This window comes from Pedobacter sp. UYP30 (assembly GCF_040547165.1).
GTDB lineage: Bacteria > Bacteroidota > Bacteroidia > Sphingobacteriales > Sphingobacteriaceae > Pedobacter.
The window spans coordinates 38410-52533 of sequence record NZ_JBEPPD010000001.1; the positions used below are offsets into that span (position 1 = coordinate 38410).

General features: G+C 38.6%; 13 protein-coding genes. 1 reads left to right on the forward strand and 12 read right to left on the reverse strand.

From position 1 onward, the window contains the following. Positions 1 to 30 precede the first annotated feature (30 nt). The 8 genes from ABIB40_RS00230 to ABIB40_RS00265 all read right to left on the reverse strand — a co-directional run bounded on the left by ABIB40_RS00230 (position 31) and on the right by ABIB40_RS00265 (position 8174). Entirely contained in the window at positions 31 to 1146 is a 1116-nt protein-coding gene (locus ABIB40_RS00230; RefSeq protein ID WP_354354762.1) for an AI-2E family transporter, read from the reverse strand. Between the two features lie 68 nt (positions 1147 to 1214). Then, positions 1215 to 2162 (reverse strand): aldo/keto reductase, encoded by a 948-nt coding sequence (locus ABIB40_RS00235; protein ID WP_354354764.1) that lies wholly within the window; start codon positions 2160 to 2162, stop codon positions 1215 to 1217. Between the two features lie 125 nt (positions 2163 to 2287). After that, positions 2288 to 3445, reverse strand: coding sequence for a molecular chaperone DnaJ (gene dnaJ, locus ABIB40_RS00240; protein ID WP_354354765.1), 1158 nt, complete (start codon positions 3443 to 3445; stop codon positions 2288 to 2290). An 89-nt stretch (positions 3446 to 3534) separates the two neighbouring features. Further along, positions 3535 to 4095, reverse strand: a complete 561-nt coding sequence (locus ABIB40_RS00245) for a nucleotide exchange factor GrpE (protein WP_502931040.1) — start codon at positions 4093 to 4095, stop codon at positions 3535 to 3537. 133 nt (positions 4096 to 4228) lie between these two features. After that, the gene (locus ABIB40_RS00250) at positions 4229 to 4912 is read right to left on the reverse strand and encodes a cell division ATP-binding protein FtsE (RefSeq protein ID WP_354354767.1); all 684 of its coding nucleotides are present in this window, start codon (positions 4910 to 4912) and stop codon (positions 4229 to 4231) included. 1 nt (position 4913) lies between these two features. Further along, on the reverse strand, positions 4914 to 5117 hold the full coding sequence (locus tag ABIB40_RS00255) for a fructose-6-phosphate aldolase (protein WP_354355492.1): 204 nt from the start codon (positions 5115 to 5117) through the stop codon (positions 4914 to 4916). Between the two features lie 52 nt (positions 5118 to 5169). After that, on the reverse strand, positions 5170 to 7095 hold the full coding sequence (locus ABIB40_RS00260; protein WP_354354768.1) for a T9SS type B sorting domain-containing protein: 1926 nt from the start codon (positions 7093 to 7095) through the stop codon (positions 5170 to 5172). 62 nt (positions 7096 to 7157) lie between these two features. After that, positions 7158 to 8174 carry an acyl-CoA reductase gene (locus ABIB40_RS00265; RefSeq protein ID WP_354354769.1) on the reverse strand — a complete coding sequence of 339 codons (1017 nt, stop codon included), beginning with the start codon at positions 8172 to 8174 and terminating at the stop codon, positions 7158 to 7160. Between the two features lie 77 nt (positions 8175 to 8251). Between ABIB40_RS00265 and ABIB40_RS00270 the strand changes: the two genes are divergently transcribed. Further along, positions 8252 to 8602: a 4Fe-4S dicluster domain-containing protein gene (locus ABIB40_RS00270; RefSeq protein WP_354354771.1), complete on the forward strand. Its 351-nt coding sequence runs from the start codon at positions 8252 to 8254 to the stop codon at positions 8600 to 8602. A gap of 222 nt (positions 8603 to 8824) precedes the next feature. On the opposite strand, the gene ABIB40_RS00275 is transcribed toward ABIB40_RS00270, so the two are convergent. The 4 genes from ABIB40_RS00275 to ABIB40_RS00290 all read right to left on the reverse strand — a co-directional run bounded on the left by ABIB40_RS00275 (position 8825) and on the right by ABIB40_RS00290 (position 14119). Then, positions 8825 to 9277, reverse strand: a complete 453-nt coding sequence (locus ABIB40_RS00275; RefSeq protein ID WP_354354773.1) for a universal stress protein — start codon at positions 9275 to 9277, stop codon at positions 8825 to 8827. Between the two features lie 93 nt (positions 9278 to 9370). After that, positions 9371 to 10009, reverse strand: a complete 639-nt coding sequence (pdeM, locus tag ABIB40_RS00280) for a ligase-associated DNA damage response endonuclease PdeM (protein ID WP_354354775.1) — start codon at positions 10007 to 10009, stop codon at positions 9371 to 9373. Beyond that, on the reverse strand, positions 10006 to 12492 hold the full coding sequence (locus ABIB40_RS00285) for a ligase-associated DNA damage response DEXH box helicase (RefSeq protein WP_354354777.1): 2487 nt from the start codon (positions 12490 to 12492) through the stop codon (positions 10006 to 10008). The genes pdeM and ABIB40_RS00285 overlap by 4 nt, the downstream gene beginning before the upstream one ends. 34 nt (positions 12493 to 12526) lie before the next feature. Then, positions 12527 to 14119, reverse strand: a complete 1593-nt coding sequence (locus ABIB40_RS00290) for an ATP-dependent DNA ligase (RefSeq protein WP_354354778.1) — start codon at positions 14117 to 14119, stop codon at positions 12527 to 12529. Positions 14120 to 14124: the final 5 nt, after the last annotated feature.

Below are 14124 nucleotides of genomic sequence, written 5' to 3' on the forward strand. Positions count from 1 at the left end.
ATTTATTGAAGCGAATGTACAACTCGAGAGCTATTCGCTAGGTTTTTCTACTTTTGGCTTTTTCTTAAGTTTGGGTAATCGAATTTTTTTGGCCTCTCGCCCTTCTGATCCCATTAGGCTTCCCCATGGTTTTAATGAATCTACCCTATCAAGTATTATTTTTATGATGGCCAAGTAGGGAATACAAAGAAACATACCCGAAATGCCCCAAATCATTTCTCCAACAACAATCCCAATAAAGGCAATTAGCGGGTTTATTTTGACTTTTGAACCTACAATAGTTGGTAGAAGTATGTTGGCGTCTAGTGCGTGCGTACCTATAAATAATGCAAGTACGAATAAAATTTCCCCTGCTCCTGCAGTTGCAAAAGTAATTAAGCAACTAATTAATAAAGCAGTAAATATGCCAATGTAGGGCACAACATTAAATATTCCGGCAATCAGCCCCAGCAATATGGCGTATTTAACGCCAAAAATAGTTAGGCCAATGGTGATAAGGAGTGTTACTAGAAACATTTCTAGAAATAAACCCAAAATATATTTTTTTATTATAAACTGTATTTGATTTACAATTGCGACCACATTGTCTTTGTGCTCGTCCTTAAATACCGAAATAAGAAAATGATATAGATTTTTTCGGTAGTTGAGTACAAAAAATGTAAGCAGTAGTGTAAAACTAATAAACAGAGCTGTGGAGGATAATGTAGCCAAAGTAGTTGCAACAATTGAGGCACTTGTTGCGAGGGCTTTTTCTGTGCTATCGTTTAAATAATTTAACTGTTTTTGCGCGTTAACACCAAAGGTATGCGATATCCAATTTTGCAGGTCGTGGTATGATACATTTGCTTTTTCTTTAAGAGTTGGCCAATCTTGCCACAGACTGCTTAATTGATTTGCAAAGAAAAACACAACTGCGGCTACCACAACTACCATTAACAATACAGAAATAATGTTCGAAATGGTAAAACTTAACCGAAGCTTTTGCTCCAAGAACTTTGAAACTGGAAGCAGCAGCATAGCCATAAGTAGCGAAAAACAAAGGGGTGCTAATAGGGCATGCCCAAGAACCAAAATATAACCTATCGCCAATAGACAAAAAAGTACTAAGGCCAATTTGGGCAAAAAAGTAATTGTTTTTTCGTACATGTTAGAATAGATGCAGTTGTTAGAAATGGTTAATTTTAGTAGTTTTTGAAATTATAAAGATACCACTTTTAATAAATACTCGCTTTGTCTAACAGAGAAATATCTGATGGATCTAACGCTAAGTTGCCAGCTTCTATAAAAGAATTTAATTGAGAAAGACTTGTGGCGCTAGCAATGGGCGCTGTAATAGAGGGATGAAAAATCAACCATCCTAATGCAACCGCCGCTTGCGTACATTGATGCTTGTCTGCAACGTTATCTAGCGCCTTTAAAATATTAAATCCTCTTTCGTTTAAATATTTTTCTGCCTTTTTTCCCCTAACACTTTTCGTCAAATCATCTTTACTTCTATACTTTCCGGTTAAAAATCCGGCTGCCAAAGAATAATAACTTACCACAGCTAAACCGTGTTCTAGGCAAATCCGTTCATGATCTTCTTCAAAATATTCTTTATCTATTAAGTTATATCCAGGCTGATAGACCGTGTATTGTGGCAAGTGGTTTTGCACCGAAGATATAATTGCCTCTTCTAATCTTGTTGCGGAAAAGTTAGAAGCTCCAATAAACCTTACTTTGCCAGCCTTAATTAATTCTTCGTGTGCACGAAGTGGTTCTTCTACAGTTAAACTCTCATCGTCTTGATGAGAAAAGTATAAATCTATGTAATCTGTTTTAAGCCTTTTTAACGAGTTTTCTGCCTGTTTAATGATGTGATCGCGCTTAAGATTGGCACCTTCGCCCGCATCCATTCCAACTTTGGTTGCAATAATAATGTCTTGCCTTCTTTTACCTCGACTTTGCCAATTGCCGATAATTGTCTCAGATTCGCCACCACTATTTCCCTCTTTCCATCTAGAATACACGTCTGCAGTATCGATAAAATTAAAACCGTTTTCTCTAAAAGCATCTAGCATTTTAAAAGATTCCTCTTCGTCTATCGTCCACCCGAAAACATTTCCTCCAATTACAACTGGAGCTATCTCCAGGCCAGTTTTTCCTAAAATTTCCTTTTTCATAACTTTTTCGCTTTTTAGATAAACAATAAAGTTCGATGCTAGTTTTACGCTTTGAAACTTTATCAGTAGGGGCTAAAAACAGAAAAACCGATAAGTCTATCGGTTTTTCTGTTTTCTTTGAAAGTCTATTCGAAATATTCTTTCATTTTCTCAAAAAAGCTTTTGTCGTTTTTGCCAGGTTGAGGTTTAAAATTTGGAGAATCTCTTAGGTTTTCCAATGTGTTTCGTTCCTCGCTGCTTAACGCTTTGGGTGTCCAAATATTTATGTGAATAATTTGATCACCACGATGATAGGAATTTACCTCTGGTAGCCCCTTGGCTTTTAAGCGAAGCAATTTGCCGCTTTGCGTGCCCGGCTCTATTTTAATTTTAGCTTTTCCATCTATGGTTGGCACCTCAATGCTCATCCCTAAGGCTGCATCTACAAAACTTAAATGCAAATCATACACAACATTATTACCTTCTCTTTTTAAAGTATCGTGCGGGTTTTCTTCTATAAGGATAATTAGGTCACCCGGAATTCCACCGTTTGGTGCCGCATTTCCTTTGCCACTCATACTCAACTGCATACCGTCGCTAACGCCGGCAGGAATGTTAATGGTAATGGTCTCCTCTCCACGCATTACACCGTCGCCATGGCAAACATTGCATTTTGCGGTAATTTGTTGGCCGCTGCCATTACAAGTAGGGCAGGTAGATGCAGTTTGCATCTGACCTAAAATAGTATTGGTAACGCGTCTTACCTGTCCGCTGCCTCCGCATGTGCTACAGGTGCTTACAGATGATTTGTCTTTTGCACCAGTTGCATCGCAGGTTTTGCACGGAGTTAATTTGTTTACTTTAATTTTTTTCTCGGCGCCGTGGGCAATTTCTTCTAAACTTAACCTTACCTTAATTCGTAAATTAGAACCCTTGGCAACACGTCTGCCGCTACGTTGCTGACCGCCACCGCCGAAAAAGCTTTCAAAGGGGTTATGGCCGCCAAAAACATCACCAAATTGGCTAAAGATGTCATCCATATTCATCCCCGCACCACCGTAACCACCACCACTTGCACCACCAACCCCGGCATGGCCGTATTGGTCATACCTAGACTTTTTGGTTGGATTGCTTAATATTTCGTAGGCCTCTGCGGCTTCTTTAAAGTTTTCTTCGGCTTGGGCATCACCAGGGTTTTTATCTGGATGGTGCTTTATGGCCATTTTGCGATATGCCTTTTTAATTTCCTCGGCCGAGGCACTTTTTGTTACCCCTAAAATATCGTAATAATCTCTTTTGCTCATTTTGTTACTTATTGAATCATAGTGTGTTAAACAGGTTAACTGTTTGGCGATTTTCTCATTACCAACGCAATCCTGCGTAACAAACTCAACTATCCGCCTACAACCACTTTTGCAAAACGAATAACATTATCGTTTAATGTATATCCTTTTTCTACTTCGTCTATCACCTTATCCTTTAAGTCTTTTGATGGGGCAGGGATGGTGGTTATTGCTTCGTGATAATCTGTATCAAAGTCTTTGTTTATACTTTCTACCGCTTTAAGCCCTTTTTGCGCGAGAATATTTTTTAGTTTTGTATCAACTAATAATATGCCTTCTCTTATTGGTTTAATATCCGAGCCGGCATCCATTGCTTTCAAAGCCCTATCAAAATCATCTAACACGGGCAATAAAGATATAATTACATCTTTTCCGGCAGTTTGTAACAACTCTATACGCTCTTTTTGGGTGCGTCTTTTAAAATTATCAAACTCAGCATAAAGCCTTAAGTACTTATCGTTAAGTTGCTCTATTTCATTTTGCAAAACGGCAACTTCATCAACTTCAATGATTTCCTCTTGTTCTGGATTTATATCTCCATCTTGTATAATCTGATCGTCGGTATCTTCAAGTCTATCTTCGATTTCCTCTTTATTTGTATTCTTCTTCATATTAAACATAAAATGGTTTAATTTTTTAATTGGATAACAACTTTTTTGCCATATAGAAAAATCAGCCAAGCTGGCAGTTTTGTAAAAAAACTTATGACTGAGTTGGCTGATAATGTGACGTGTGTCAGTAATTTTAAACTATTTGTGCGTCTTCGAGTACCACTCCGTTTTCGCATTTTATGATGCGAGAAGGGTTTTTTCGGATAATGTGATAGTCATGTGTTGCCATTAAAACTGCGGTGCCGGTATGGCTTATCTGCTTCAATAAGTTAACAATTTCTTCTGAGGTTTCGGGGTCTAAATTGCCAGTAGGTTCATCTGCGAGAATGATTTCGGGATCATTAAGCAAAGCTCGGGCAATAACTATTCTTTGTTGCTCTCCACCAGAAATTTCGTGGGGCATTTTTTTTATTTTAGATCTTAACCCAACTTTATCTAACACATCTTTAATGCGTTCGCTTATAAGTTTTTGGTCTGTCCAGCCTGTCGCTTTTAACACAAATTCCAGGTTTTTTTCTATTGTTCTGTCAGTAAGCAATTGAAAATCTTGGAAAACTACACCCATTTTACGTCTTAAAAAAGGCACTTGGCTTTCCTTTAATTTTCGAAGATCGAAACCTGCAATATTACCCTCACCATTTCCAATATGTAAATCTCCGTATAATATTTTGAGCAAACTACTTTTTCCAGAACCTGTTTGGCCAATTAGAAATACAAACTCATCTTTGGCGATGTGAAGATTTACGTTAGAAAGTACTAAATGTTTCTGCTGAAAAACATCGACATTGTGTAGTTGAATTACTGCGTTCCCTATCATTTTATATTTCTAATTTAGCAATTTTACCAAATGGCAAATCTCTAACTATTTCCATTATTTTTTCAATGCTATCTTTCAGGCCCAGCTTTTCTAAAGATTTTTCTGGTCTATCTACCCGAAAATAAGCCAACAGCGTAAATTTTTCATCTCGCAGTTGCACATAATCTGGTATCTTGGCAATGCCCTTTACTTTGATAACATACATTTCGGTCAAAAATAGCATTTCAAACCGACAAGCGAAAGAAACAACGGTTGTTTTATCTTATCAACGTTACCGGGCCGCTAAAAGTCTTGAAATCTTCATTAAAGTAGGCGGTGTAATAGTAAACTCCTGTAGGAAGCAATACGCCTTGGTATTTTCCATCCCAAGAAGTAAAGATACCTTGGTTTTGATAGACTAAATTTCCATACCTATTGAAAACCTTAATTTTTGCATGGTCGAATGCGCCAGCCGCTGCAATGGTCCAAGTGTCGTTCACGCCATCTCCATTTGGAGAAAAAGCGCTTGGAATTATAATTTCGGGATAAACTTTTACAAACACACTACTGGTTAAATCAAAACAACCAAAAGTTGAAACGACGTGTAGTGTATAGGTAATGTCTTTTAGGGGAGAAGCAATTGGATTTAGGATAGTTGGGTCATCTAAGTAATCTTTTGGGGTCCAAAAAAGTTGATAATCTGTCCCCGTAATTTTGCCAGCTAAGTGCTTTGCTTGTCCCGAAAAAAGCTTAATATCTGCTCCTGCGCTAATGACTGGATCTTCTACAAGTAAAACTCTGGTAGTATCAGTGATAGAACAGACCCCGTTTGATACCGTAACCGTATACGTGGTGTTTTTTGTAGGTGCCACCGTTGGGTTTGCAATGTTTGGATTTGATAAGCCATCTGTTGGAAACCAAGTGTAAGTATTGCTATTTGGCCCAATTGCCTGGAGTTGAGCGGTTGCTCCTTGGCAAATTTTTAAGGTTGCCTGGTTGGTTTTGGCAACAACAGCATCTACCACTTTTGCTTCTGTACCAGTTGATGAAGAACTACAGCCGTTTGCCGTAACAATTACAGCGTAAGTACCCGACATGTTTTTTTTGGCGTTCGGGATAATTGGGTTCTGATCTGTGGAGGTAAAGCCGTTTGGCCCAACCCACAAATAAGATGTGCCGCCTGTTGCTGCAAGTTGGATAGATTCTCCGACACAAACGGGCTTTGTAAGAGCAGCAATGGCTACAGGAATTGGATAGATTTCTACGGAAACAGGATTGCCCACCACGCCACAAATAGGCGAAGTGATGTTCACGCGCTCAGCAACCCTAACTCTATAGTTGTAAGTTCCCACTGCTAGCCCCCGCGTATTTAAATTTAAAATTGAATTGGTTTCTCCATTTAGGTCTACAAAGCCATTACCGTTGTCAACTTGCCAATGGTAGGCAGGGTCGGTGTAGCCGGAAGATAAGGTCGCTTTCAATTTGATAGGCTTACTGCTACCCACACATGCATTTATGCTTGGCGACACTTGGTCATCAACAGTGGTAATAATGGTTGGGCCACACGCCCTAAATGTAATGTCGTCTAGTGCTAAATCGTTGCCAATACCACCGGGGTTTTCGTTGCTTAATTCAATAGTAATAGCCCCGTTGTTTGCAGGTGTTTTAAAAACAAGCGCATACTGTTTCCAATCGTTTGGGCCGCCTTCTGGAATATCACCCGTACTGTATTTCGGAACCAACAACGTGTGGTTTGAATCATAAACGGCAAAGTTTACGTTGGGTTTTATTCCTGAGTTTCTTAATATATTTATGATATAGGCGCCAAACTCGTATGTTGTGCCAGGGCAAAGCCCGCTAACCGTAGCAGAATAAAAAATGTCTTTGGTAAAACTGGCGTTTACCACCATCATATAGCCATCTGGGTCGTTCGGTGTATGGTTTTTTATGTCCTGTAACCAGCCCCCATTTAACCCAGCTATACTTTTTGCTACTGTATACTCCCCGTCGTCCGGAGTTCCTGATACGTACCGATACGTGGTATTTGTTAAATCTTTACCAAATTTATCTTGGCCTCTTCCAAAATCTGTACCTGCACCGGCAATTGGATCGCCAAGCGAACCAGAACAAATTTGTTGTGCATAACCTTGCTCCCAAAAAAATAGAGTGAACAATAGTAAGCCTAGCCGAAAAAAGAATTGCATTTTTTGTTTTGTATTTGATGCAATATCTTAATAAATTTTAATAATTGATTTTCTTCGACCAATCAATTTAAATTATTCAAAAAATCTATTGTGTTTACATAGTCTGCATAATCCCAGAGCTTTGGCTGTTGGCTCTGTCCAAAAGGAGAAGTTTCGATACTTAGTTGGGTTTCAGAAACAATACATTGCATCAAATCTTTATCGTTTCCCAGCTTTTTCGCTAAAGTAGGTAAGTCTTTATATTCTTCGTAATATAAAACAGCTAGTGGTGAAGTGATATTTTTATCGCTTTTTAAGAGTAGAAAGCCGTTGTCTAAATGTTTATCTCCGTTAACCAAGAAAATAGATTTATGGTAATCGTAGTTGTTGTTGTATTTAAAATGATCTTTAACCGCGGCGCAAATTTCTATTCCTTTAAAGAAATGCTCAAAATTATAACCTTCGGGTACGTATATCTTCGAAACGTTTCTGCAACCTAACCCAAAATAATCAAATATGTCTGATGAAAGATTTTGTAGAGAGTTGCTGTCTTCTTTACCCGTTAAAATGGCAACGCTGTTTCTGTTTTTACGAATGATGTGTGGAACTTTTCCAAAATAATAATCAAAATACCTAGATGAATTGTTGCTTCCTGTGGCTATCACAGCATCAAAATCTTTTAATGTATCTACATATTGAATGTGTGTTGAGAATGCGGGCTCTAAATAAACCAATTGATAAAGCACCATTTCCATTAGTTTGTCGTCTGCCGAGGAGAGTTTTATTGCAGCAATATTCCCTGTAACCAAAACACATAACACATCATGAAAACCCACCAATGGAATGTTTCCTGCTAATATAAGGCCAACTTTCTTTGGCGTTTTCGCAAAGCCAATGCCTGCTGCCCATTGATCTACATCTGCTTCATTTAGCATTGTAGCCAGTGCATCAATAGATTTTCTAACATTTGCTTGTGTAAACCATGCATTGTATTGTTTAGCGTTATCTATACCCTGCTCCAACACATCTGATGGATTTTTAAACCAGCTCCCCAATTTTTTAAATGCAACTATTGCTTTTTCTTGTGATAATGCTGACATATTTAGAATTAATATTTAATGTATATGTGTTATATTTGCAACCAAAGATAAAAAAGCGGAAAGAATAAGACGATAACATGGCAATTAAAATAACAGACGAGTGTATAAATTGTGGTGCTTGCGAACCAGAGTGCCCAAATAACGCAATATATGACGCCGGCACAGCTTGGCGTTTTTCTGATGGAACAAATTTGAACGGACTGATTGATTTTGGAAATCAGCAGATAGATGCTGGTGATTCTCAAGAGGCGGTGTCTGATGAGGTTTATTATATTGTGTCAGATAAGTGTACCGAGTGCAAAGGTTTCCATGATGAGCCGCAGTGTGCAGCGGTTTGCCCGGTAGATTGTTGCGTAGACGATGAAGATGTAAGAGAAACCGAGGAAGAATTGTTAACTAAAAAGGAATGGTTGCACCAAGAAGGATAAGGTGATTTTAGATTTCAGAATTACGATTTTAGATTGAACTTTTAGGGTTCAAAAAAATAGGGGTGCGAAAAAGCGCCTCTATTTTTTTGAAATATGAAGGGGATAGCATTAGCTATTTTTTACTTTTCAATCTAACACCTAAATTCTATCTCGTTTTAAGGTCATTACCAAAATCTTTGTTCCTAGCTCTTTGTTCCTCTCTTGTTTCACATCGCCACCTAGCTAATCTTCTTCCCATTTATTCGGAATAATGAGCACTGGGCAAGCAGATTTTCTCGCTACGTGTTCTGCCACACTGCCCATTAAAAAGTGGTAGAGGCCAGTTCTGCCATAAGTTCCAATTACGATCAGATCTGCGGCCCATTCTTCTGCCTGTTTTATAATGCCATGGGCAGCGGTATCTACGGTAGATAAATAAGTAGTTTTAGTGCCCTGAGCAAATTTTAGTTCAATCTCTTTGAGCAGCATATCGCTGTTTTCTTTACTGTTGTCATAAGTTTCTAAAAAGACTGGCGCCAGTGTCAAATCTGGATTTACGTTTGCAGGGACAGGCTCTACAATATTTACAAGCGCTACTTCAGCTCCGAACTGGAGCGCCGTTTCATAACCAACTCTGGCAGCCTTTTCAGAACATGTGCTGTTGTCAACCGCTATCAAAACTTTTTTAACATCCATCTTTATAAAAAATTGTTGCTATAAAAATAGTAGAATTTTTGGGTTAAAGACAGTTTTCGGCGCTAAATTTTTTGAGAAATATAAAATGGCTTTTTAAACTTCTACCACAGAGTCAGGTGTAATGGCAAAAATACGTTCGTTTTTTTTAGGTCGTATCTTGTATAGTCCTGTAAAAGAGCTAAATGCTGGTAAAACTGCGTATTCGTTACCAAAATAAAAGCAAGGAAATTTTAGGCTTTGTTTCGCTTTGCCAATAATGGTAACTCCAGGATGAATGTGTCCGCTGATGGGGTATAGTTCTTCCTCCGTACATTTTGGCGCATCGTGAATAAAACAAAACGGCCCTAGGCAAAAACTGGGTTCCTTAATGTCAATGTTCATCGCTTTGTATTCAGCAGTATCCAACAAATCGTGGTTGCCTTTTACCAATAGAAATTTTAAATTATTCCGCTCCATTCTCCATGCTTTAAAATGGTCTATTTCGGCGTTTAATCCATGGTGAAACATATCACCATTAATTAATAAGGTGTCGGGATTGTATTTTTTTAAAAGTACATCTAGTCTTTGCAAATCGTTTAGCGCAATATTTGCCGGAACGTTTAAGCCCGCTTGCCTAAAATGAGCAGATTTTCCCAAATGTAAGTCACTGATGGCAAGTAGGCTATGTTTTTGTAAATACACCGCTCTCTCTTTATCTAAAACTAATTCTTCGCCTTTAACGGTAATGGTCATGCTAAATTTCTTTCTGATGCTGCGGTCATGTTTGCAATGCGATTTTCTAACTCTTCTGAGCTCATGTTCTCGCGTAAGCTATCTACTTTTATTGGGAAAGATAATGGTGTAAAGCTAGTTGGTTGCGTAATTATAATTGCGGCGTTCTGTATGCGCTCTAATGCGGCTGCCAGCCTCGGTTCTTCTAACTGCTGATAAAATACCTCGTCATAAGCTTGGCGCAAAAGTAGGTTATGTTTGTCGTAATCGCTAAACACGTTAAAAAATAAACCCGCCGATGACTGAAGATGTTTATTGGCCACATATTTGCCTGGATAACCCTGAAAAACCAATCCAGAAATACAGGCAATGTCCCTAAATTTTCGCCTCGCCATTTCTGTAGAATTTATACTTAATGTAATGTCTTCGGTCAAGTTTTTGGGCGAGAAAACCTCATAAGCAATAGATTCATCCATTGGTATTTCGGTATCGCTAAGCAATTCAAAACCATAATCGTTCATGGCGATGGAAAAGGTAATGGGTAATAATTTACTCAATCGGTAAGCTACTAAAGCTGCCAAAACCTCGTGCACCAATCTCCCTTCAAACGGATAGGCAAAAAGATGAAAGCCTTCTTTATTGTTGATCAACTCAATAAGCAACTCATCATTTCTTGGTACATGAGATCGTTTTTCTTGTAGCAGAAATAATGGATAAACGCAATCCAACTCTTCATCTTGATGAGTTTTGTCTAATGCTTCGTTATATTTCTTGCGCAGCACAGCACCAAGATTAGAAGATAGCGGCAACCGGCCGCCATTCCAACTAGGCGAAATGGCATTCGTCTTTTTTGATAACCTTACAATAACCGTCATGTCTTTTATTTGTACAAACTCTAAAACTCTACCAGCCAATCTAAAATTATCTCCTGCTTTTAACCTGGTGATAAAGAATTCCTCGACCATGCCAATATAACCTCCCGACAGGAATTTTACCTTTAGCATGGCGTCGCTAACTATCGTGCCTATGTGTAACCGATGCCGCATGGCAAGCTGCCGGCTTTTTACTTTCCACAATCCATCATCTTCATCTTTTACTACCTTTTTAAAATCGTTGTATGCGCCTAAGCTTTCGCCGCCCGTGGTTATAAATTGCATTACCCATCCCCATTCTTCTGGCAATATGTGTTTAAAAGCATTTGTATTAAGCACTTCTTGATAAATTATTTTATCGTCAAATCCATCGCCTATGGCAAGCGTTACCAAATATTGTATCAAGGTATCGAAAACCATCACAAATGGTTCTCTACTCTCAATATTATTGGTTTTTGCCGCTTCTTTTATCGCCGCGGCTTCCACTAATTCTAGCGCATGCGTTGGCAGGAAATATATTTTAGAAGTTTCGTTTGGCGAGTGACCAGATCTACCCGCACGTTGTAAAAACCTTGCAACACCTTTTGGAGAACCTACTTGTACAACCGTGTCTACAGGTTTAAAATCTACACCTAAATCTAAAGACGAAGTAGCAATAACAGCTTTTAACTGTCCGGAATGAAGCGCATCCTCAATCCAATTCCTCAATGTAAAATCGATAGATCCATGATGTATGGCGAGCCTGCCGGCAAGGTTTGGGTCTAAGTTGAGCAGGTGCTGGTACCACATTTCTGCCTGCCCTCTAGTATTGATGAATATGAGCGTAGTTTTGCTCTTCTCTATAATTGGCAATAGTTTGTAAGCAAGTTTTAACCCCAAATGTCCCGCCCAAGGCAGCGTTTCAATTTTATCTGGAAGAATAGATTTGATAATTATCTTCTTCTCTAAATTTGCCTTTATGATTACTTTTTTCCCATTCTCCTCAGGAACCAACACTTCTAGCGCCTTTTCTATATTGCCGATGGTGGCAGAAATCCCCCATAATCTAAGTTGGTCGAGGTTTTCTTGACGATGCAACCCTTTAATTCTCGAGACAGCAAGCTCTACCAAAACCCCGCGTTTGCTGCCTAAAAGTTCATGCCATTCGTCGGCGACAATACATCTTAGTTTTTTAAATAACGTAGAAGATTCTTTTTGTGCGAGCATGAGGTGCAGACTCTCTGGTGTGATGAGCAAAATCTCGGGCATCGATTTTTTTTGCTTTAATTTTTCAGCTTGCGGAGTGTCTCCATTTCTAACGCCAACATGCCAATCAATGTCTAGAGCTAGCAATGTCTCTCTCATTGCCCTTGCAATATCTTTGGCTAAAGAACGTAAAGGCGTAATCCAAATTAAACGTAAATTGTGTTTGTTTTTTTTGTTTTTAACAGCGTCACTTTCATTTAATCCTTCAATCAAAACCGCTAAGAACAAAGAAAAAGTTTTGCCAAAACCGGTCGGGGCATTTACCAACCCACTATAGCCATTTAGGTAACTTTGCCATGCTTCTTCTTGAAAGGCAAATGGTTTTCTGCCATCAGCTTTTAGCCAAGCTTTTATTCGTTTATATCCCTTTGTTTTACTTTGATCCATTTATCGCTTTGCGCTACCAAATCTAAATTTTTAATTATGCTAATGTTGATGCCAGAAGCTGCCTCAAGTCATCTAAGGTGTTTATCTCTTGTGCATTTTTATCTTTTCTCCATCTAAAAATCCGGGGAAATCTCAGCGCTAATCCAGCCTTATGTCTTTTGCTTTCTGCAATTCCTTCAAAAGCAATTTCGAAAACCAACTCTGGTTTTACTGTTCGCACAGGGCCAAATTTCTCTAACGCATTTTTATTTACGAAAGAATTTACCTCTTTAATTTCTTTATCTGTTAAGCCAGAATATGCCTTTGCAATGGTAACCAATTGGTCGCCATCTTTAACGGCAAAAGTGTAATCTGTAAAGAAATTTGCCCTTCTACCACTTCCTTTTTGTGCGTAAATCATTACTGCATCTATGGTATACGGGTTTACTTTCCATTTCCACCAATCTCCACGTTTTCTACCCGTGTGGTAACTCGAGCTCAGTTTTTTGAGCATTAAACCTTCGCTATTTAGCTCCCGCGATGTTGCTCTCAGACTAGCCAAGTCTTCCCAAGAATTGGGCGTTAAGACTGGCGACAGGATAATCGAATCCTCATCAATTGTAGAGAAAATCTGTTCCAAAATCGCTCTGCGTTCTTTTAATGGATTTGTGCGGATGTCGTTGCCCTCGAATTCTAACACATCGTAAGCAAAAAAGCCTATCGGTGCCTCTTCCAATTGTTTTTTGTTAATGGTTTTTCTATTTAATCTTTGTTGTAAAGTGCTAAAAGGAAGTACTTTTTTATCTGCAACAGCCAAAATTTCTCCGTCTAGCACTGTTCCATCTTTTAGAATATCAACTAAAAAATGAAGTTCTGGAAATTGTTCAGTAACCAATTCTTCCCCTCTCGACCAGATAAATAATTCATTATTTCGTTTTACAATTTGTCCACGAATACCATCCCATTTCCATTCTGCCTGCCATTCTTTAACATCTCCTAAGTTTTCTGGTTCGGTATCAAGTGCGTAGGCTAGGCAAAAAGGGTAGGGCCAAGAGCTATCGGTATTTACATGATCTCCATTTATCAATTCATCATAAGTAATGCTCTGTGGGTCCCACTTGCCCATAATGCTATGCATAATTTGGGCGCTATCTATATTGTGATGCTTCGCGAGTGCATTAACCAACATTTTATTGGATACACCGAGCCTAAAATTACCTGAGATAAGTTTGTTTAATATGAACCTTTCTTGATTGTTGAGCTTATTCCAAGCTTCCAAAATAAAACCCTTCTTTTCTTCATCTGGCTTTCCTTCTAAATTTTGTAGAGCTTCTATCCAAGCGTGCAAACTCAATTCTGAAGTGTTTTCTGCGGGAGGCAACAACAATGCGATTGTTTCACTTAAGTCTCCAACGTTGTGATGGCTTTCTGTAAAAAGCCATAAAGGAGTATTTGTAATTTCTATCGCCCATTCTTTTAGCAATACTGATTTTATTGGTCTACGCGGTTTTTTGCCTGTAAAAAGTGCAATTACCCAAATAATATCTTTAGGATTGGCCTCACTAAAGTAACTGCCTAAAGCGGCAATTTTATCATTTGTCTTATTGCTTGTTTCTAATTCCTGTAACAGTTTTGCAAAACGTTTCATACCAG

Coding starts and splice junctions, on each gene's coding strand:
- ABIB40_RS00230 (WP_354354762.1), bottom strand. CDS start 1,146: ATGTACGAAAAAACAATTACTTTTTTGCCCAAATTGGCCTTAGTACTT.
- ABIB40_RS00235 (WP_354354764.1), bottom strand. CDS start 2,162: ATGAAAAAGGAAATTTTAGGAAAAACTGGCCTGGAGATAGCTCCAGTT.
- dnaJ (WP_354354765.1), bottom strand. CDS start 3,445: ATGAGCAAAAGAGATTATTACGATATTTTAGGGGTAACAAAAAGTGCC.
- ABIB40_RS00245 (WP_502931040.1), bottom strand. CDS start 4,095: ATGAAGAAGAATACAAATAAAGAGGAAATCGAAGATAGACTTGAAGAT.
- ABIB40_RS00250 (WP_354354767.1), bottom strand. CDS start 4,912: ATGATAGGGAACGCAGTAATTCAACTACACAATGTCGATGTTTTTCAG.
- ABIB40_RS00255 (WP_354355492.1), bottom strand. CDS start 5,117: ATGTATGTTATCAAAGTAAAGGGCATTGCCAAGATACCAGATTATGTG.
- ABIB40_RS00260 (WP_354354768.1), bottom strand. CDS start 7,095: ATGCAATTCTTTTTTCGGCTAGGCTTACTATTGTTCACTCTATTTTTT.
- ABIB40_RS00265 (WP_354354769.1), bottom strand. CDS start 8,174: ATGTCAGCATTATCACAAGAAAAAGCAATAGTTGCATTTAAAAAATTG.
- ABIB40_RS00270 (WP_354354771.1), top strand. CDS start 8,252: ATGGCAATTAAAATAACAGACGAGTGTATAAATTGTGGTGCTTGCGAA.
- ABIB40_RS00275 (WP_354354773.1), bottom strand. CDS start 9,277: ATGGATGTTAAAAAAGTTTTGATAGCGGTTGACAACAGCACATGTTCT.
- pdeM (WP_354354775.1), bottom strand. CDS start 10,009: ATGACCATTACCGTTAAAGGCGAAGAATTAGTTTTAGATAAAGAGAGA.
- ABIB40_RS00285 (WP_354354777.1), bottom strand. CDS start 12,492: ATGGATCAAAGTAAAACAAAGGGATATAAACGAATAAAAGCTTGGCTA.
- ABIB40_RS00290 (WP_354354778.1), bottom strand. CDS start 14,119: ATGAAACGTTTTGCAAAACTGTTACAGGAATTAGAAACAAGCAATAAG.